This window comes from Alteromonas sp. IB21, from assembly GCF_016405965.1.
GTDB lineage: Bacteria > Pseudomonadota > Gammaproteobacteria > Enterobacterales > Alteromonadaceae > Alteromonas.
On the sequence record NZ_JAEFCD010000004.1, the window covers coordinates 12,511 to 33,420 of the forward strand.

The window sequence follows — 20,910 nt, forward strand, 5'->3', positions numbered from 1 at the left end:
TCTGCCCAAAAGTAAACCTACGTGCTTAAGCGCTATATTTTGTTGGCTGAGACGGGTAATATCGTTAGTGAAAAAAAATAAAAAACACTCATCCAGGAGTTCCGATGAAAATAACGGTAGCCACACGCGTAATCGGGGGATTTGTCGCGATTAGCGCACTTCTAATCGTCATTAGTGTTGTTTCACTTTATAACCTCAATTCAATAGGCTCAGCCACTGAAGAAGTTAACGATGTTGCTCTACCTACGGTAGCGGGCAGTAACGCCCTTAAAGCAAGCTTCCTTAACATGGGCCGTCTCACCTTTGAAAGCTACATTGAAGAGAGTTTAAATGAGTTGAAAGACAAACGAAGCGCTTTCAACTCAGCCAAAGATACCTTCGAAAGTGAGTATAAAAAGCTAGCGCAGGCCGTTAATAACGAGCCAGAACTAAAAAATACGCTTAGCTCAGTCCGCGAGTCTTACGAAAGTTATGTTACTAACGTTGAGGCTTTGTACAAAAACCACCAAATGTATCTTGATTTACGCAACACGATTCAGGACAGATTAGGTGACGCAGAAGACAATGCTGACGACGCATCGACGTATCTTTTAGACTTTTCAGATTTAGACAGTGTCCAGAGAGATGCTAACCTTCGCCGAGCGGCCGAGGTGGGTGGTCAACTTGAAACCTCATTACTTTCTTTGCTCACCGTATCTAATGAATATATTAAAACACAGACATTAGTTCGTTCACAAACCCTAGGGAACGAAGTCGATCTTGTGGTTGAGAAAGTGGTAACTCAGCTCAGCGACATGATGCAGGCCGCTGGCGGACGCGACGACTCGGGCACACTGGATGATATTAACGATTTAGTTAACAATGCTGTTAATGCTATCAAAGCAAACGACGGGGTAATGCAGCTTCACGTAGACAGATTAGAGCGCAGAAACGATGCTGAGAAAGCATTGAACGCGTCAGATGAAAATATTACGCAAGGCGTGGTAGCGCTAGAAAACCTGCTTACGCTCGCAGATAAAAAAGCATCACATGTAGAAAGCCAAGTAAATAGTGCGATTGCAACGGGTAACACCTTTGTTATTGTAGTGGTACTTATCTCTATCGCCGTAGCAGCATTTATCGGTTACATGACAGTACGAGCGATAACACGCCCGCTTTACCGAGTAAACGAACTGCTTACCGTTGCCTCATCTGGCGACCTTACACATCGTTTAGATGATTCAGCACAAGACGAATTTGGTCTTCTAGCGCGTAACTGTAATACACTAATCGGGAACCTGAAAGAGCTTATCACTGCGATTAACGTGCGCGCAGAGCAGTTGGCTGCAGCGTCAGAACAAACTTCGGCAGTTACGGCACAAACCACTCATTCGATTCAAGATCAAAAATCTCAAATTGGTCAAGTGGCAACGGCAACAACAGAAATGCACTCAACATCACAGTTGGTAGTGCAAAACGCTGAAGATACGCTTAGTCAAATTCGCCATGCGGATGCTGAAGCAGAAAATGTTCGTAAGATCTCTCTTGAGAATAAGAACACGATTGAGATCTTATCTCGCGATGTACAAGAAGCCGCTGACGTTATTAATAAGCTTCACCAAGACAGCGCGAGCATTGGCGGGATCCTTGACGTTATCCGCGGTGTTGCGGACCAGACCAATTTGCTCGCATTAAACGCGGCTATTGAAGCTGCACGTGCCGGTGAGCAAGGCCGAGGCTTCGCGGTAGTTGCCGATGAGGTAAGAACGCTTGCGAGCCGCACACAACAGTCAACGCAAGAAATCAATGCCATGATTGAAGTACTACAAGCTGGGGCTGAGAAAGCGGTAGCAGTAATGAATCAAGGTAAAGAGCAAACTGCAGCCTGTGTTGCGCAAACTGAAAAAGCCACCCAGGCACTAGATATCATTACCGATGCGGTTCATAAAGCACATGACGTAAGCTCTCAAATTGAGCAGTCAGCCCGCGAACAGAACACAGTATCTCAAGAAATCAGTGAAAAGCTTGAAACCATTGTAGGTATCGCTGAAGAGACAACAGCGGGGGCACAGCAAACGTCTGAGTCTAGCCATGAAGTGGCTCGTCTTGCTGAAGAGCTACAGCAATCTATCAGACAGTTTAAAGTGTAAACGTGCTCAGCAGACTATTTTAAAAGGGGCGCTCGCCCCTTTTCTTTTATTTTTTACTTACCGAAACGGCCTTAGCCCCTTAGCGCCACTGCGCCTTATTAGCGATATGGAATACAACTGAGCGCAAACCGATAGAAGCACGTATTAAAAATACGATTGTTTAACTTTTTTTATCACTATGCCTTTACGTCGAATTTGCCTTATTTCTGTTTTAACCGCTTTTTGGATACCTCATACCATGAGTCACGCTGAACCTTCATATTATAAAGAAACAGAAACGCTTTCTTACTCGGTTATCGAAACGCTGTCAGACGATACGGAAATTAGGCACTATGAAGCGTCTATAGGCGTAGAGTCGTCCGGCAATAAAGATACCGGCGCTTTCAGACTCTTGTTTAATTACATTTCAGGTGAAAACGAAGCGAACACTGATGTATCAATGACATCACCTGTGGAGGTGGGCAGTAACGCTGCGAAAATTTCGATGACCTCTCCGGTAGAAATATCATCGTCAGATAAGATGATGTTTTTCTTACCAAGTAAATACAATGCTGACAACGCTCCAGTGCCAACCCATAACGATGTGTCATTAGTCACCGTGCCAGCCAGAACAGTGGCTGCGATTCGATACTCTGGGTTAAATGGTGACGATAAAAAAGAGGCGTATAAAAATAAACTGCTTAAGACGCTGAGTGATAACAATATCAAGGTTGGCGGAGCACCCAGTTATATGGGATATGACTCCCCTTTTACGCTCCCTTGGAATAAACGCCATGAGATCATTATTCCTGTCGAAATTGAATAAACCTTGTGTAGTCAGCAAAAAAACGGCCGCTTTAATGAGCGGCCGCTGAGACTTAATCAATGCAGTTACAGATGTTATTCAAATAGGGTCGTGTGAAGCTTACGAACAATCACGTCGCTATCTGTTTCATTCACTAAGAACGACAGGTTATGTGGGTTCGCACCAAAGCAAATCATACGCAGGTTGAAGTCTGATACGGCAGAGAGGATCTTGCTTGAAACGCCTACTGCCGTTTGCATGTTGTTACCTACAACGGTAACAAGGTCGTAGCCTTTTTCCACTTTCACATCACAGATAGTTTCAAGTTCAGCAATGGTCTCTTTATTCAGACGCTGAGCCACAGAGTTCGCAGGGTTATCTAGCGTGAACGATACCGAGATTTCAGACGTTGTCACCAAATCAACACTCAGCTTGTGCTTAGCGATAATCGCGAACACCTGCTGTAAGAAGCCCTGCGCGTACATCATCTTGGGCGTTTTAACCGTTACCATTACCTGTTCTTTGCGGCGTGTGATAGCGCGATACGGTGGCTCGTGCTTACAGTCACGCACAATCCATGTACCGCCCTTTTCAGGCTCTTTGCTTGACCCTACAAACACTTTAATATCTTTGCGAAGCGCGGGCTCCATAGTTGCTGGGTGGAGAACCTTGGCGCCAAAAGTCGCCATTTCAGCCGCTTCTTCAAAACTGAGCTCTGGAAGAGGATGCGCCGCAGGCGTGATCCGCGGGTCAGTTGTGTACACCCCGGTTACGTCGGTCCAAATTTCACAGGACTCGGCATCAAGCGCTTCTGCAAGCAGTGCTGCCGTAAAATCAGACCCGCCTCGACCTAACGTTGTCGTGCGGCCTTGTTCATCTGCGCCGACGAAGCCTTGTGTAACGACAATGGCGTTCTCAATTTCAGGTGCAAGCAATTGTTTAGAAAGCTTTTCGATTTCTTCAATTTGTGGGGCGCCTTCTCCATATTCACTGTCCGTGCGTAGCACCTTACGTACGTCGAAGTTCATAGTCTTAACGCCCTGCTCTGCAAGCACTGATGAGAACATCAGCGATGACATACGCTCACCCATTGAAAGCAGTTGATCTTTCAAGTCGTCCCGGTGAAGAATTTCTTCATGAAAGGCTAAGCTTCGCATTTCATCCAACAAGTCATTGAGTTTTGGCTCAACGGCGTCCTTGTCTTTCAACTTGTTGAGGATAGCCAGCTCAATATTGGTTATTGCCTGACAGGTCTCTTCAATTTGCTGTTGCGTCATAGGTGTGTGCGCTAGGCTTACTAGATGATTGGTTACACCAGCGGCAGCGCTCACGACCACAATGCGCGTTTTGTCATTACCGGCAACAATTCGGGCGCAGTTTTGCATTACTTCGTAATTCGCAACGCTAGTTCCACCGAACTTAGCTATCGATAAGGCATTTGTCACTATATTTAACTCCAGAATAAAACTAGCATTTTACTAGCACTAACCGCGCGCTCTGCGCAGTTAATCAATCGTTATTTGGTCGCCTACTTTTATATTATTCTCGGCAAACCACCCTTGGTTCATTTCCAACGCGTAAAGTACCTCTTTCGATGATCCGATCGACTCCAAGCTGTGGGGAGTGAGAGGTTTTATATCCGTTATTACGCCATTTCTGTCGATAAATGCTACGTCTAGGGGAACAAAGGTATTTTTCATCCACATGCCCGCAAATTTGGGGCTAGAAAACTTGAAAAACATACCGCAATCTTCGCACAACGTTTTGCGAAACATTAGACCCTGCGCCCGCTGCTCAAAGGTTTTGGCATACTCAACTTCATAGTGCTTGCCGCCTATCTTCAGTTTAATGGCATTGAATTCCACTGAATTTAGCGAGGCAACAGGATCAACCTGCGCTTTTGCACAGCCTAAGGTTAATACAAGTACAGCAACAATAAAGAAAGATTTTCCCATTAGACATTCCTTTTCGCCATAAAAAAAGCCGGTCACCACGAAGGCAACCGGCTTTGTAGTTTATACACTATTTTATGCAACATTCAATGTCGGAATAATGCGTGCTTTCGCTTCTTCTTCAGCCTTTTTAAAGCTCGGCATTTTGTCGAAGTTTAAATAGCGGAATACTTCACCCGACATCGCGTTAATTTTGCTGGCATATTCCATGTATTCGTCGGCAGTTGGAATGCGCCCCACAATTGCTCCTACTGCTGCGAGTTCAGCGGATGTCAGGTACACGTTTGCGCCGTCACCCAAGCGATTCGGGAAGTTACGGGTAGAGGTTGAAAGTACGGTGGCCCCCGCATCTACCCTAGCTTGGTTGCCCATACATAGCGAACAGCCCGGCATTTCTGTGCGCACACCCACGCGGCCGTAAATGTTGTAATAGCCCTCTTCCATCAACTGAGCTTTATCCATCTTGGTTGGTGGCGACATCCATAGACGGGTGGGTAACGTTTTGTTGTATTGCTCAAGCAATTTACCGGCTGCGCGGAAGTGACCAATGTTTGTCATGCATGAACCAATAAAGACCTCATCTACTTTATCGCCAGCAACTTCAGATAAAGTTCTCGCGTCGTCTGGATCATTAGGGCAGCACACAATGGGCTCTTTAATGTCGTTAAGGTCGATTTCGATAACCTCAGCATATTCTGCATCGGCATCGGCGCGCATTAGCTCTGGGTTTGCAAGCCACTCTTCCATTTTCTGCGCGCGGCGCTCTAATGTGCGCGGATCGCCATAACCTTCGTTAATCATCCAGCGAAGCATAGTGATATTTGAACGCAGGTACTCGGCAATCGATTCTTCAGAAAGGTTGATGGTACAACCTGCCGCTGAACGCTCTGCCGATGCATCAGATAGCTCAAACGCTTGCTCTACCGTTAAGTTTTCCAGGCCTTCAATTTCTAATATACGGCCAGAAAAGGCGTTGATTTTGCCTTTTTTCTCTACCGTCAACAGCCCTTGTTTAATGGCATAAAACGGAATGGCGTGCACTAGGTCGCGCAACGTAATACCCGCCTGCATTTCCCCTTTAAAGCGCACAAGAATAGATTCAGGCATATCAAGGGGCATCACGCCCGTGGCCGCAGCAAACGCTACTAAGCCCGAACCTGCGGGAAATGAAATACCTAGTGGGAAGCGGGTATGGGAATCACCTCCAGTACCTACGGTATCAGGCAGCAACATGCGGTTTAACCAGCTGTGAATAATACCGTCCCCCGGGCGAAGCGATACACCTCCACGGTTCATAATAAAGTCAGGCAATGTGTGCTGGGTTTCTATATCCACCGGCTTTGGATAAGCCGCTGTGTGACAGAATGACTGCATGGTTAAATCGGCAGTAAAACCAAGACAAGCTAAGTCTTTCAGCTCATCGCGAGTCATAGGCCCTGTGGTATCTTGTGAGCCCACGGTCGTCATTTTAGGTTCGCAATAAGTGCCCGGTCGAATGCCTTCAACACCGCAAGCCTTGCCCACCATTTTCTGCGCTAACGAGAAACCCGCTCCGCTGTCTTTTGGTTGTTCAGGCGTGCGGAAAAGATCGGTTGGGCCGAGACCAAGTGTCTCCCGCGCCTTCTCAGTAAGGCCGCGACCGATTATAAGGTTAATACGTCCACCCGCGCGAACTTCATCTAAAATCACTTTAGACTTGTAAGTGTATTCTGCTAGCAGCTCACCGGTTTCGTGGTTGGTAATTTTACCTTCAAAGGGGTAGATATCTATTACATCCCCCATATTCATTTTTTCCACATCCGCTTCGAAAACGAGTGCGCCAGCATCTTCCATGGTGTTAAAGAAAATAGGCGCAACTTTTGAGCCGATACATACACCACCGCCACGTTTATTCGGCACACCCGGTAAGTCTTCGCCAAAGAACCATAACACTGAGTTCGTTGCCGACTTACGAGAAGACCCTGTACCAACTACATCACCGACAAAAGCAACCGGATATCCCTTACTTTTGACTTCTTCTATTTGTGTCATTGGGCCTTTAACGCCCGGCTCTTCTGGCACAAGTCCTTCGCGCGGCATTTTATAAGCCGCAAGAGCGTGCAGAGGAATATCTGGGCGAGACCATGCGTCAGGGGCGGGCGACAAATCATCAGTATTGGTTTCACCTGTTACCTTAAAAACTGTGTAGGTAATTTTGTCGTCCATTAGCTTGCGCGACGTAAACCACTCACCCTCAGCCCAAGATTTGATGATGTCAGTGGCGTACTCGTTACCTGCCTTGTGCTTTTCTTCTACATCGTGATAAGCATCGAACATTAACAGCGTGTGTTTAAGCTCTTTGGCAGCCAACGGCGCTAGACTCTCGTCATCAAGCAGCTCTACCAGGGTGGCAATATTGTAACCGCCATGCATGTTTCCTAGCAGTTCAACCGCTTTTTCTTTAGAAACAAGCTCACAGCTGTCTTCGCCTTTTGCGATGGCACTTAAAAAACTGGCTTTAACGTAAGCAGCTTCATCTACGCCAGGCGGCACACGTTCTGAAAGTAGTTCTAGTAAGAATTCGCCTTCACTCTCTGGCGGATTCTTTAATAAATCGACGAGGCTAGCAACCTGTTCGGCATTAAGCGCTTTTGGGGGAATGCCTTGTTGTGCACGTTCTTCAACGTGTTTGCGATAGTCTTGTAACACAGTCTCTTCCTCTAAGTTAGCTTGCGCAATGGGAGTAAACGGTCTTGTACACACTGGACGCAAGGTGTGTTTAATAAATCATCAACAGTATAACTTCAAGGGCTGGATTTTTACATTTCAAGCCCTTTTAATTCACTTATAATCGCTATTCATAGCATTACTTTTAAACGTTAAAACCGATTAAAATAAACCATTAAAGCAAGGTTAACAGTTAACATATCAATTAGGTATAAGGCTTTATCAGATAAACACAAGGAGCCACCTTTAGATACCCTTGTACGAAGTTTGAAAACGCAAACGGCAAAAAAGCCGTTTGTAGTCGATTAGTTAGATATGCTGGAACATTGGGGGAAGCTACTGCTGGGGTAAATCAGAGTGCGGCCTTACGCGTAGAAAGCTCGCAAACCTCGGTTTGCCGTTTTTGGTTACACCGTAAAACTTATAGGTCACCCAACTGCCAATAGCGGGCGGCGCTCGACGCTCTTTTTCAGAAAAGCCTGTTCCTAATTTGAATTGAATTCCGGCCGGCGTTTCTACAAGCAGCGAGCCCACCATATCTTTAAATTTTCCTTTACCGGGAAGGTGCGCCAGTACTTTCGCTTCAGCATCCTCAAACTGCTTTACCTTAAGTAGTTTGTCACTGCGCCCTGAATGGTAAAACGCCTTTTCATGGTGGAGCATTAACCCTTCCCCGCCGCGTAATGTTACTTGTTCAAGCTTCTCCTCAAGCGCATTAAGCGAAGAAAGCTTAAATTGGGGAACAACGGCAAATGTAGGGTTGGAGGTAGCCTCTTTAAGGCTGTTCAGCATGTCGAGTCGACTATCAAAGGGCTGGCCCGCTACAGGCATGTCGAAAGCCATAAACCTAATCTCGGCCCAGCGTTTGCTTGATTGGGAATGTGTAGCAGTCATGGCGTCGGCTGCAGATTCAGTACGAGGTAAGGATCTGGCGACAGAGAAAGGCGCAACGGTCGATAATTTTGAAAGCACAATAGAAGCCGTACGCTCAAACTCCCCTCTTGCAATCCACAGTTCACCATCAATGTTTGCTTTTGGCCAGTTAGCGGTAAACCACGCGGGCGCAAAAATCTTATTACCGTTGCGGGTGCGCAGTTCAGTGCCGTTCCACCTTGCGCGAATGCCGTCTAACTTTTCGCTCACCCAATAATCGGCTATGTTGATTTCAACACCATTGAAATCGTACTGCTTGGCAAGTTGTATCCCATCGACAGATTCGAACTTGTCATTGGCATTAACATGAACAAGACCCGTAACAAAAAACAACCAAAATAAAGTTAAAAAGGAGCGCACTAGATTCACCTTTATTTATTAATCGTTACCCGCTTTAACGCTTTCAAAAACGGAGCTAAAACAAAGAAGGCAGAGTAAATTACTCTGCCTTCTAATCTTTTTTAACTGTACGTTAGATAGTTTTTCGTTTAACCGAGGCTTTAGTCAGTAATTAAATCAATGACAGAGATCAGCACCTCTTCCGCCAAGGCTTCACCAAAGGTTCTTTCTTCATTCCGTCGCATTTGATAAGTCTCTAAACAGGCATTTAACTGCTCATCGGCAGTGCTCACTCCAAGAACATCTGCGTTATTAGCTTGCTCAATGCAATGATCAGTTTGACCTGTGGTAACGGAACTGCAACCGTTGACGCTTGCTACGATAGCAACCATAACAAGTGCAGTGGCCAAAGGTTTTAGCTTTCGATATGTATCTGGATTATTCAAAGTAACTTATTCCTTAAGCAAAGATTGCAGACGTTTTTGTCGGCTTAAATACACCTGATGACCGTCGTGCTCTGGCGTCGAAAGGGCCAAAGCCTTATTAACACTTTCCAGCGATTTTTCATATTCATCCATGCGCTCGTAACCATACGCTAGGCCATTATACGCATCTGGAGTCTGCGGATACTTGGTGATAGCGTGTTTAAACAAGTCAATAGCCTTGTCATAGTTCTGTATATCTACGTAGTGATAGCCTAACTCACGAATGACCCATTCCGGTGCTTCCAGTTTTTCGCCTCGCTGTCTTGAAACGCGGGCATAATACTCGCCGATACTATTCACATCTCCAGTGTACTGCTGCGGCATTAAATAGGCTGATAGAAACAAGTGGTGGTAAGCGCTAAAAGTAGACGCGGCAGTAACCAGATTATGCGGGACATCGGCATAGGCTTCATTTTCCCACCTTAAGCCAGCGGGTTGGTTAGCTCGTATTCCAGAAATCATGTCGTTGTAATAAGAACGCATAGGGGCACCTTCATTCCCAATAGACGTATAAATATAATGGTCTAATTGGTTGGCAGATTTTAAGAACGCAATCATCCGCTTTGCAGATGCGCCATAATTCCACCAAACTGCAGCACTGTAAGTAAGCGCGGCGTTAAAAAGCTCAGGTTTTTGGGAAAGCGCGTATAACGCAAATAAACCACCTGCTGATGCGCCCTCTATCACCCGAAAGTCATGCACACGATATTTACTCTCGACCATAGTCATAAGTTCGGTAGTTATAAAAGACAGAAACTTTGCTCCGCCACCACCATAGCCGACAGGCCCGTTTGGATCTTCATTTGCTGTGGGGTAAAAATCTCGAAGACGGTCGGTATTTTCAATGGCGACTATAATTACTTCCGGCGCAGCATTTTGAGATTGAAGCGATTCAAGAACTCCATTCATCATAGGCAGATTGCCCGCCCCGTCTAGTCGATAAATAACGGGATATTTTTTATCGGGATTTTTGGCATAGCTTTTAGGAAGCTGAACAATCACCTCTCGTAGCTCGCCTAACACTTTGGATTGGAGTTTTTCTACTTTCAGTTCATAACGCTGACTGTTTGTGTCAGGCTCACTGCTAACCGTAAAACTCGGCAAAGCAAAAAATAATAGGGCAATAATGGTGTGTATATATGACTTCAAATTTAAATCCTTTTATATAGCGCTCCACGTTCCACAAGCACTATCTTTAAGTAAAGAATTTAAATATCGACTCGACTGGGGCACGGGCGTCTTTTTTAGTTTATGTTTTTAAAGAAGTTTATTCGAACTATCTTTACTCAAGCGTGTAAGTTACTCCGAGTCCTCCACTTTGGCAATACGGGAATTTTTTATAGACATATCCCCGCCCAAATATTTGGTCAGGGTCGCGTATAACTCCGACCTATTGACTGGTTTCGTGAGGCATCCATCCATTCCTGACGCTAGCGCTTTATCTATATCTTCTGCAACCACAGCGGCTGTAAACACGATAATGGGAATGGTGATATTTGCCTGCCGCAACGCGAATGCTGCTTCGCTTCCTCCTGATTAACCCAGACCGTTGTCCAGTGCACTAAGGGTCCTCCTTGCGGTGAAACATATGGGTTTGCTATTTATTTGCCCAAGCCTTGCGATTGGCCCAAGCCTTGCAAAAATCTTGCAAATATAACGAACGGTGTTGTCTTAAGCCTTGCCGATAGCTCCCAAAGGCTTTTAAACTCGTTCTTTTTCCATCTCCCGCACCTGTTTGGTGCGCAAATAAATTAAATAAGGTCACTATGCGCTTAAGTAGTTTTGTTTTATTCGTGTGTATATCACTGTCGTCTTTCGCTAACGACGACACCAGCCAATATGGCCCGAAAGATTTTTCAAATGTATCGAACAAATGGACGGCTGTTGTTGCCGCCTACGAGCCCGAAATTGAAGCCATAGATGCTGCATTTGCGGATATAGATGACGCTCAAATTACGCAAACCGTCTATATAAAAGGGGTTAAATACCAACTTGGCACCTACAAAGGCGAACCCATTGTTGTATTTAGTACCGGCGTAAGCATTACTAATGCAGCGATGACCGTACAGATGGCACTGGATTATTTTCCCATTGATAAATTGGTAATGATGGGCATTGCAGGTGCGATTAATCCTAAATACACGCCTGGAGATATTGCCGTGCCTGAGCGCTGGTACTTCCACGATGAATCTGTCTACATCAACCCGAAAAAGGATGATGCGAGCGCCTACGAGCTTCCGGACTATTACGCTAAACAGCTCGAACACTACAAAGAGCGACGGGAGACTGATAAGCACTCGCCTAACTATAAAAACATTGGGTTTATTCACCCTACCGAGGTTGCTGTAGTTAAAGAAGGTTGGAACACCCGCAGAAGAATGCCATATTTTACGGCAGACAAAGCGCTATTGGCGATGGCACAGCGTGCCTTGAAAAAGATCCCGCCTATCACTATGCCATCTGGTAAAGAGATACTGGTGGATATCGGTGGAAATGGGGTGACAGGTTCGGTATTTGTAGACAATGCTAAATACCGCGAGTGGCTGCGCGACGTCTATACTGCCGATGTAGCAGAGATGGAATCGGCAACCGTTGCACAGGTGAGCTTTGTTAACGATGTGGATTGGTTAATTATCCGCTCAATAAGCGATTTAGCAGGGGGGCAGCACGGTAAAAATGTAGAGAATGTTTTTGACGCAATAGCCTCTGGTACCGGCACCAAACTGCTACTTGGCATACTTGATGAACTCGTAGCAACCGACTCTGAATAACTTCTTTATTCCAGATAAAAAAGCCCCAACCACGGTTGGGGCTTTTTAATGTTTTGTTTAGCGGTAAATGCTTATACGCGCTTAACCGCTACATCTGCTTCAAACTTAGGCTTAACCGCTAAATCTTCTGAAGGAGGCGCAAACTTGGTTAGGTCGATACCTGCAACCGCTTGCTTGTACTCTTCCGTTGTTGGGAAGCGGCCAAGTACGGTTGAAAGTACTACTAGCGGCGTAGAGCCAAGTAGTGATTCACCTTTCTTCTCTTCAGAATCAGCAACCACACGGCCTTGGAACAAGCGAGTAGACGTTGCGATTACGGTATCGCCCGGCTCAGCTTTTTCTTGGTTACCCATACATAGGTTACATCCAGGGCGTTCTAGGTAAAGAATATTGTCGTACTTAGTACGCGCTGCTTCTTTTGGCTTAGCATCGTCGAATTCAAAGCCTGCATATTTAGCAAGTACTTCCCAATCACCTTCTGCTTTTAACTCGTCAACAATGTTGTATGTTGGTGGCGCAACAACTAGCGGCGCTTTGAACTCTACAGAGCCGTTTAGCTTCTCTAGGTTACGCAGCATTTGTGCGATGATTTGCATGTCGCCTTTGTGCACCATACAAGAACCCACGAAGCCTAGGTCTACTGGCTTACCATCGTAGTAAGAAACCGGGCGGATAACATCGTGAGTATAACGCTTAGATACGTCGTCGTTGTTTACGTCTGGGTCAGCAATCATTGGCTCGTCGATTTGGTCCAGATCAACAACCACTTCTGCGTAGTACTTAGCATTGCCATCTGGTGCAAGCGCTGGCTCTTCACCAGACTTAATTTCAGCGATACGCTTATCGGCAAGGTCAATTAGCCCCTGAAGCATGTTAGCTTCGTTGTCCATGCCCTTGTCGATCATGATTTGAATGCGCGTCTTAGCAAGCTCAAGAGACGCAATCATAGTTTCGTTGTCAGAAATACAGATTGACGCTTTCGCTTTCATTTCTGCAGTCCAGTCTGTGAAAGTAAACGCTTGGTCAGCCAGTAGCGTACCGATTTGTACTTCAATTACACGGCCTTGGAATACATTCTCGCCAGCGAATTGCTTCAGCATTTGCGCTTGTGTCGCGTGAACCACGTCACGGAAGTCCATGTGCTCTTTCATGCTGCCTTTAAAGGTCACTTTCACAGACTCTGGAATTGGCATTGCCGCTTCACCTGTTGCAAGTGCTAATGCAACCGTACCTGAGTCGGCACCGAATGCTACACCTTTTGACATACGGGTGTGAGAGTCACCACCAATGATGATAGCGCGGTCGTCTACCGTGATATCGTTAAGCACTTTATGAATAACGTCAGTCATTGAGTGATACACACCTTTAGGGTCACGAGCTGTGATTACACCAAAGTTATTCATGAATGACATAAGCTTAGGAATGTTAGCCTGCGCTTTCTTATCCCAAACCGACGCTGTGTGACAGCCAGACTGATATGCACCGTCAACAAGTGGAGAGATTGTTGACGCAGCCATTGACTCTAGCTCTTGGCACGTCATTGGGCCCGTGGTGTCCTGAGAACCGACGATATTCACTCTTACGCGCACATCAGAACCGGCATGCAGTGGTGCTGTAGACTTAACGCCAACCGCATTGCGATTAAAGATTTTCTCAACAGCAGTTAGGCCTTGGCCTTCGTGCGATACTTCTTTAGAAGGTGCGTATACCGCTGGTGCTTCAACACCGAGCGTGCGTGCTGCGAAAGACTGTAGCTGCTTACCGAATACTACCGCGTAAGAACCACCTGCCTTCATGAACTCCATTTTTTGAGGAGTAAACGACGCAGACACATCAGCTAATTCTTCTGAACCGTTGTAAAGCTTCTTCGCTTTGGTATCGATAGTTAACACCGTACCTGTTGCTACCGAGTACGCTTCTTCTAGCACTGGATCGCCGTTCGCATCGCGAACAATTTCACCGTTTTCATCTGTTTTCTTAACCCAGTTTTTAAGGTCAAGACCAATACCACCCGTTACATCTACGGTAGTAAGGAAGATTGGGGCAATACCATTAGTACCCGCAACGATAGGTGCTTTGTTTACAAATGGGATGTACGGGCTTGTTGGCTCACCTGCCCATAGTGCAACATTGTTCACACCAGACATACGTGATGAACCTACGCCCATGGTGCCTTTTTCAGCAATTAGCATAACTTTAGCATTAGGATGCTTTTTGCCTAATTCAACGATTTCTTGCTGTGCTTCAGGGGTGATCATGCACTTACCGTGAAGTTCACGGTCTGCACGAGAGTGCGCTTGGTTACCTGGAGAAAGAAGGTCAGTAGAGATATCACCTTCTGCGGCAATATAGGTTACCACTTCAATTTTTTCTGGAACGTCAGGTAGCTTGGTAAAGAACTCAGCTTTTGCATAGCTTTCTAGTACGTCTTTAGCAATCGCGTTACCCGCTTTAAATGCTGTCTCTAAACGCTCAGTATCCGCTTCGTACAGATAAACCTGCGTTTTCAATACTTCAGCCGCTGGCTTTGCAACCGCTTCATCGTCAGAAAGCGCAAGGTCTAGCAAAGCTTCTACCGATGGACCACCTTTCATGTGTGAAAGAAGCTCAAGTGCAAACTCAGGCGTAATTTCTTCTACTTGTTCTTCGCCAAGTACAATTTCTTTCAGAAACTGTGCTTTAACAACAGCTGCAGGAGTAGTACCCGGCAACGTGTTATAGATAAAGAATTTTAGAGAGTCTTCGCGGTGCTCGTTTGTTGTATCTTTGATTTGAGCAATAATTTCAGACAGCAGATCTGCACTGTCAATAGGCTTAGGGTTAAGACCTAATTCCGTTTTACGGGTTTCGATCTCTGCCAGATATTCTGAATACAAACTCATATAGTTCTCTCGGTCTTAGTTTTACTTGGGCGTAGTGTTAAGTCGGTCTTAGCTATACGCATATAAAAATGAAGGGTATTTTAACCGATTTTCACGGCTTACGTAATGTTTGCATGAAAAGAGATAGGGTATACAGGCATCACCGCTTTATCTAAATACGAGCCAGTTAACCTCGTTCGTACAAATGGCTGAACAGAACGAAAATGAAAAAAAGCGAAATTTAATTCTTTATTATCATTACGTTAAAAAAGTCCAGGATATTCAACTCAACGTTTTTACTGATCACGTCAGTGATAAAGCTAATAAATAACCGTGTTGTATTTATGTCAGACATTTATAATATTTATGGTGCGACCAGTTCAAATAATAAACAGTATGTACATCTCACGAAATCTATTGGTCTGACCTTTAGTTTGGTGGTATTGATTATCTTCAACGCCACATTATCGTGTCGACTATCTCTTATGAAGCCGAAATTTTGAAGATTTTTGCCTTTTCGCCATCTGTTAAAACCCAAATATTACCAAATTCATCGACTTTAACATCTCGCAGCCGTGTCCTTAATTGATTGATAATGGGTACAGGCTTCCAACCATTATCTGTTTCATATACCGCGAATAACTGCTGAGCTTTAAGCGAAGTAACCAGTAACGTATCTTTTAGCGACGCAAACGCGGTATGCGCATAAACCGCCATGGAAGAGGGAGCGATAGAAGGCGTCCAATCAACAAGAGGGTTGTCCATTCCCTTGTATTGAGTAAAGGGAGAGATTCGGGCGCCGGAATAATCGATCCCCTTCGTAATGACCGGCCAGCCATAATTGTTACCTTTGATAATGATATTTAATTCATCGCCGCCATCTGGACCGTGCTCATGCTGATAAATGTCCCCGTTAAACTCTACCAGTCCTTGCGGATTACGGTGGCCCAAGCTGTAAACGTATGGTGCATCTTTAAACGCTGGGGACGGCAACGGTTGACCATCGAGTGTGAAACCTATGATTTTACCTAAATGCGAGCTAATAACCTGCGCTTGCTCACGGTAATCAAAACCGTCTCCCGTTGTTACGAGATAGCCGCCTTCAGGTAATTTAAGCAATTTACCGCCGTAGTGCACAGGTGTGTCTTTCCCTTCGTTCACTTCAAAAACAGACTTGAGGTTTGTAATCCCTTCACTTAAAGAAAACGTCGCTGACACGACCGCTAATCGATTATCGTCTGCAGTTCCCTTTGAGTATGATATTAAAAGTTCGCCCGACGTCGTGTGAGATTCGCTAAACCCACTGATAACCAGTATATCGAGTACACCGCCCTGCCCCTCACTGTAAAGCTCAGGCAAAGACAATGAAAATTCCTTTTGCGTTTTTTCACTGGTTACTCGGGTAATCACTCCGTGCTTATGTGAAATTAACATTGAATTATCAGGCAGTAACGTCATCGACTTAGGAAAAGCCAGCCCGCCTGCGTACTCGCGAATGACATAATCATCTACTTGCGCCAAACAACTCTTCACACTTAAAACAAGCAATATTGAGAACACAAAAACATTTTTTATACTATTCATAACGGACTACTCAAAAAAGTTGGGCGACACAGGCACAACCGAAAACGAGACTTTTTATCTGCTTTCAAAAAGTCTCGTTCAATAACAGTGTTGATGAATCTACGTTAAGCGTTGTACGTTATGCAAGCTTTCAGTAGCAAGCTCTTCAATCGGTGACTGGCGTTCCGTCATCGTTAAATTTCGCAATTTTCGCACCTGTCAACTTCCACTCCTCTCGCTCTTTCTCTGTGGCTTTGGGCGAAAACCACCCAACATAGGCATAGAAGATGCCAATGAGAGGCGCGGTCCAGCATGCAAATGCTAGCGGTATGTATAACAAGTTTTCTAAGTTGCCTCCAGATACGCCCAAACCGAGTGCGGATATAACAAATGCTCCCCCCGCATTCCAAGGAATGAGTGGTGACATTAACGTTCCGCCTTCCTCAATTCCTCGTGATAAATTAAGGGTAGAGTATCCCATGCCGCGGTAAACCGGCGAATACATCCTCCCTGGCAAGGCTACTGACAGATAGGGGTCGCCCGCTACTAAGTTTGTTGAAAACGCCGTTCCAACCGCAGCAACCTGCGTACTTGCGAACGTCTTCGCTTTACTTTTTATTGCATTGATAATACTTCTCAAACAGCCTGTCGTCTCGAGCGCTCCCCCAAATGCCAGGGCGATAAGCACTAGCGAGATAGTCCACATCATTGATTGAACACCACCTCGATTAAGCAAGGTGTCAATCTCGACGATATTGGTTTGAATGGCATATCCGTTATTCGCATAGTCAAATACAGCTTGAAGGCTTTGCCCCTGCATGACCATTGCAAAAGCGCCGCCCACGACAACACCTGCAAATAACGAAGGAAGAGGCGAGAATTTCTTTAATGCCAATGCCATAACAACAAGAGCCGGCAGCAGTGCCCAACCAGAAATGGTGAAATTAGATTCTAAAGCCGTAGTGATCGCCTCTATTTTCCCAAAAGACACACTTTGAGAGTCGATAACGAAGTAACCGACACCGAGGTAGATCAGAAACGCAATTAACATAGCTGGAATGGTGGTTGCCATCATATTCTTGATGTGCGAGAAAACGTCAGTGCCGGTAACAGCAGGGGCAAGATTTGTCGTATCAGATAAAGGAGAAACCTTGTCGCCAAAGAATGCGCCTGAAACGACGGCACCGGCTGTCCAGTACATTGGTATATCAAACCCTTCACCGATACCCATTAGCGCAAGTCCGACTGTGCCAACGCTCCCCCAGCTAGTACCAAGTGATACCGACACAACTGCACAGATAACCATACCAGCTGCGAGGAAAATTTGAGGAGACAAGGTTTTTAGGCCGTAATAGATAATGGTGGGCACGGTTCCGCTGGCAATCCATATACCGATAATCATGCCCACAACAATAAGAACGCTGACAGACGGTAAAGCTACCAGTATGACTTTGAATATTCCCGCGCGAATATCCAACCAAGTACGGCCAAGATAAATACCAACAAAACTTGTCAGCGCCACGCCAATGGCAAGAGGGATATGGGGTTCGAACACGCCAAAATAAAATATCTGCGTGCCTAATATCATCAATGTAAGTATAACGGGCGTTAACGCGAGCAGTAGTTTTGGGGTAGTGTGTTGTTCATCTGACATGCCAGTGCCCTCAAGGCCATAACTGGGAAGATGACTTGCCTCTGATTTTGACATGAGACGAAAGTTAACTTCTCTCCCAGCTAATATATTTCCATAAATATTTGTTAATCTTTACGGACACCCTTGCAGAACAGATCGGTTAGCAGTTAAACCTAATATATTCCCTAACCTTTCCATTTGGCCAGTGAAGGGGATTGGTTGAAAAGTCCTAAGCAAACGCGAAATACATCAAAGGGTTGGCGTAATTTCAACAGAAATATCAATGAGGCTGGCGAGTAGCACTCAAGTGGCCCGTTGCGTTAATGGATAAATCAACTGATTGTTGTATGTGGATAGACGTACTATGTTATGCCGTGCACATTCGATAAAAATAGCAGTTAACTAGGGCAATTCTATATTTATCTTTAACAACCATCGGAAGCTTTTTGGCTAAAACAATGAAAAAATTTATACGACATACGTTTTTTGTTTTCATACCGGCATGGGCTATGGGTTTTATATTAGCAAGCATTCTTCACACCACTTCTGTGTTGATAGAGCTCGCCAAGATTGACGTTTCTGTTGGTTTAAGCGACTGGCTTTTTATGATAAAGCAAGATTTACTGGGACTTCTTCCAACCTATGGCGTCATTATCGCGGTAACACTCGCGCTCGCCTTTTACATTACACAGTACGTTATAAATCGTAGTCAGAGTAGACGACTTGAAAGTACATCATTCCCAACCCGCTTAGCGCTGTTCTCAGCAGCTGGCGCCATATCGTTTTGGTTAATGCTTATGGCAATGCAGCCTATTCTTAACGTTACGCTTATCGCTGGCGCTCGTTCTCTAGCAGGTTTGCTAGCCCAGTGTTTAGCAGGGCTTATTGCTGGGTGTGTCTTTGCCTATTTAAATAATAAATCTACAGCAAAAACATAATTGATATTAATAGTACTGAATAAACCAACACAGATGTAAATAAAAGGTTAAGTTTGGTAATGTATGATGAATGCCGAATTACCATGCCCTACTAGGAACAAGCATTATGATAACTTATCCTGATAACGTGACCTGTCTTGCCGACTACATTGAACATGTAATGCACCAGTTTGCCGATAGACCCGCTTACACAGCGCTTGGACAAACCCTCACCTTTGCTGAAATAGATAGCAAATCTTCTGCACTAGCACGCTACTTTGTTCACGAAGCTAAACTTGCACCGGGCACTAGAGTGGCCATTCAACTTCCTAACTTGATTCAGAATCCCATTGCCGTATATGCAGCACTGCGAGCAGGTTTAGTGGTAGTGAATACAAACCCACTTTATACAGAAAGGGAAATGAAGCATCAGTTCACTGACAGTGGTGCAAAAGCTTTGGTCATTCTTGGCGATTTACTTCCAAAGTTCACCAGCATACAGACTGAAACAGACATCAGTACCGTCATCACTACGTCTGCAACTGAACTTTTAGACCCGAATACAGCGCCAGCGCTCGACGGTACGGTATCGCTAAGTAAAGCAATTGAAATAGGGAATGCGCTACCTCAGTTCGAACGCCCTTCATTAACCCTAGATGAACTTGCCATGTTGCAATATACAGGGGGAACCACAGGTGTATCTAAGGGTGCTGCGTTAAGCAACAAGAACGTGCTAGCTAACTGCATTCAGATGCTAGAACGCATCGGAGAAGGCTTTAAAGACGGTGAAGAAGTGCTTGTCTGCCCGTTACCTCTTTATCACATTTATGCATTCACGGTAGGTATGATGGCGCTATTTGCTAAGGGTACGCAAATCATCCTTATTCCAAATCCTCGAGACATTGACGGCTTTATTCAAACACTTAAGCCACACAAAATTTCCGCTTTCATGGGTATTAACACCTTATTTGTTGGGCTAGGACGCCATCCTGAGTTCTCAAAATTAGATTTCTCTAAACTTCACCTTACCATGTCAGGGGGCACAGCGCTGACGCAGGCCGCCGTTTCTATATGGCGAGATGTTACGGGCAATACTATTACTGAAGGGTATGGTCTTTCTGAAACGGCACCCGTGGTTTCATTCAACATCCCCGGAAAAGAAGAAATCGGTACGGTCGGTCATGAATTAGAAGACACTGAGGTGGCACTGTTAGACAGTTCAGATAAACCTGTGGCCGAGGGCGAGTCTGGGCAGATCGCAGTGCGCGGCCCCCAAGTTATGATGGGGTATTGGAACCGCGATGACGAAACCGCTAAAGTAATGACCAATGACGGCTTCTTTAAGACCGGAGATATTGGTATACGCACCGACTCAGGCGCTATAAAGATCGTAGACCGTTTAAAAGACATGATCATTGTATCTGGCTTTAACGTTTACCCGAATGAAATCGAAGACGTTTTAACCACGCACCCTAGCGTAATGGAAGCCGCCGTCGTGGGCAAACCAGATGACAAAACGGGTGAAAGAGTTTATGCTTTCATTACGGTGTCAGCCGACGTATCTACCGACGACGTTATCGAACACTGCAGAAAACAATTAACTAACTACAAAATTCCAAAATCTATAACCGTTCTTGACGAATTACCTAAATCCACCGTAGGTAAGATTTTACGTAGAGAGCTTCGCTCGGCATGATTAAAAAACAGCCGTTTTATATTTTCTTAAACGGCTTTTTTTCTCTAAAAATCAGTTTATTACTACGAAAGGATAACGCTCAAAATTTGTAAAATAGTCTAGTTATTACTATAAATTACAGATTATCCATTCATTATCCAT

At 45.1% G+C, this 20,910-nt stretch carries 14 protein-coding genes and 1 pseudogene; 5 read left to right on the forward strand and 10 right to left on the reverse strand.

Annotated elements, in window-relative coordinates; translation table 11 throughout:
• The first annotated feature begins 104 nt into the window (after positions 1–104).
• A complete protein-coding gene (locus JC525_RS04170) occupies positions 105–2,129 on the forward strand; it encodes a HAMP domain-containing methyl-accepting chemotaxis protein (RefSeq protein ID WP_198814669.1) in 2,025 nt (674 codons plus the stop codon).
• A 238-nt stretch (positions 2,130–2,367) separates the two neighbouring features.
• The gene (locus JC525_RS04175) at positions 2,368–2,934 is read left to right on the forward strand and encodes an SOUL family heme-binding protein (protein ID WP_198814670.1); all 567 of its coding nucleotides are present in this window, start codon (positions 2,368–2,370) and stop codon (positions 2,932–2,934) included.
• 74 nt (positions 2,935–3,008) lie between these two features.
• On the opposite strand, the gene lysC is transcribed toward JC525_RS04175, so the two are convergent.
• The 7 genes and pseudogenes from lysC to JC525_RS04210 form a co-directional block, all read right to left on the reverse strand.
• A complete protein-coding gene (lysC, locus tag JC525_RS04180; protein WP_198814671.1) occupies positions 3,009–4,358 on the reverse strand; it encodes a lysine-sensitive aspartokinase 3 in 1,350 nt (449 codons plus the stop codon).
• Between the two features lie 60 nt (positions 4,359–4,418).
• Positions 4,419–4,868, reverse strand: coding sequence for a DUF192 domain-containing protein (locus tag JC525_RS04185; RefSeq protein WP_198814672.1), 450 nt, complete (start codon positions 4,866–4,868; stop codon positions 4,419–4,421).
• 72 nt (positions 4,869–4,940) lie between these two features.
• Positions 4,941–7,553: a bifunctional aconitate hydratase 2/2-methylisocitrate dehydratase gene (acnB, locus tag JC525_RS04190; protein WP_198814673.1), complete on the reverse strand. Its 2,613-nt coding sequence runs from the start codon at positions 7,551–7,553 to the stop codon at positions 4,941–4,943.
• A 354-nt stretch (positions 7,554–7,907) separates the two neighbouring features.
• A complete protein-coding gene (locus tag JC525_RS04195; RefSeq protein ID WP_198814674.1) occupies positions 7,908–8,864 on the reverse strand; it encodes a DNA ligase in 957 nt (318 codons plus the stop codon).
• A gap of 140 nt (positions 8,865–9,004) precedes the next feature.
• Positions 9,005–9,289, reverse strand: coding sequence for a DNA ligase (locus JC525_RS04200; RefSeq protein ID WP_233094971.1), 285 nt, complete (start codon positions 9,287–9,289; stop codon positions 9,005–9,007).
• Positions 9,290–9,295: 6 nt separating this feature from the next.
• Positions 9,296–10,477 carry an alpha/beta hydrolase-fold protein gene (locus JC525_RS04205; protein ID WP_198814675.1) on the reverse strand — a complete coding sequence of 394 codons (1,182 nt, stop codon included), beginning with the start codon at positions 10,475–10,477 and terminating at the stop codon, positions 9,296–9,298.
• A gap of 150 nt (positions 10,478–10,627) precedes the next feature.
• Positions 10,628–10,846, reverse strand: a pseudogene (locus JC525_RS04210) (response regulator); the annotation flags it as partial.
• 248 nt (positions 10,847–11,094) lie between these two features.
• On the opposite strand from JC525_RS04210, the gene JC525_RS04215 reads away from it, so the two are divergent.
• Positions 11,095–12,099 carry a 5'-methylthioadenosine/S-adenosylhomocysteine nucleosidase family protein gene (locus tag JC525_RS04215; RefSeq protein WP_198814677.1) on the forward strand — a complete coding sequence of 335 codons (1,005 nt, stop codon included), beginning with the start codon at positions 11,095–11,097 and terminating at the stop codon, positions 12,097–12,099.
• Between the two features lie 71 nt (positions 12,100–12,170).
• Here the strand turns inward: JC525_RS04215 and JC525_RS04220 are convergent, their stop codons facing one another.
• The 3 genes from JC525_RS04220 to nhaC form a co-directional block, all read right to left on the reverse strand.
• The gene (locus tag JC525_RS04220; protein WP_198814678.1) at positions 12,171–14,981 is read right to left on the reverse strand and encodes a bifunctional aconitate hydratase 2/2-methylisocitrate dehydratase; all 2,811 of its coding nucleotides are present in this window, start codon (positions 14,979–14,981) and stop codon (positions 12,171–12,173) included.
• 462 nt (positions 14,982–15,443) lie between these two features.
• On the reverse strand, positions 15,444–16,544 hold the full coding sequence (locus tag JC525_RS04225; RefSeq protein WP_198814679.1) for a PQQ-dependent sugar dehydrogenase: 1,101 nt from the start codon (positions 16,542–16,544) through the stop codon (positions 15,444–15,446).
• A gap of 145 nt (positions 16,545–16,689) precedes the next feature.
• On the reverse strand, positions 16,690–18,177 hold the full coding sequence (nhaC, locus tag JC525_RS04230; RefSeq protein WP_198814792.1) for a Na+/H+ antiporter NhaC: 1,488 nt from the start codon (positions 18,175–18,177) through the stop codon (positions 16,690–16,692).
• 488 nt (positions 18,178–18,665) lie between these two features.
• On the opposite strand from nhaC, the gene JC525_RS04235 reads away from it, so the two are divergent.
• Complete coding sequence (locus tag JC525_RS04235) at positions 18,666–19,094, forward strand: hypothetical protein (RefSeq protein WP_233094972.1); 429 nt, start codon at positions 18,666–18,668, stop codon at positions 19,092–19,094.
• 106 nt (positions 19,095–19,200) lie between these two features.
• Positions 19,201–20,769, forward strand: coding sequence for an AMP-binding protein (locus JC525_RS04240; RefSeq protein ID WP_198814681.1), 1,569 nt, complete (start codon positions 19,201–19,203; stop codon positions 20,767–20,769).
• Positions 20,770–20,910 lie beyond the last annotated feature (141 nt).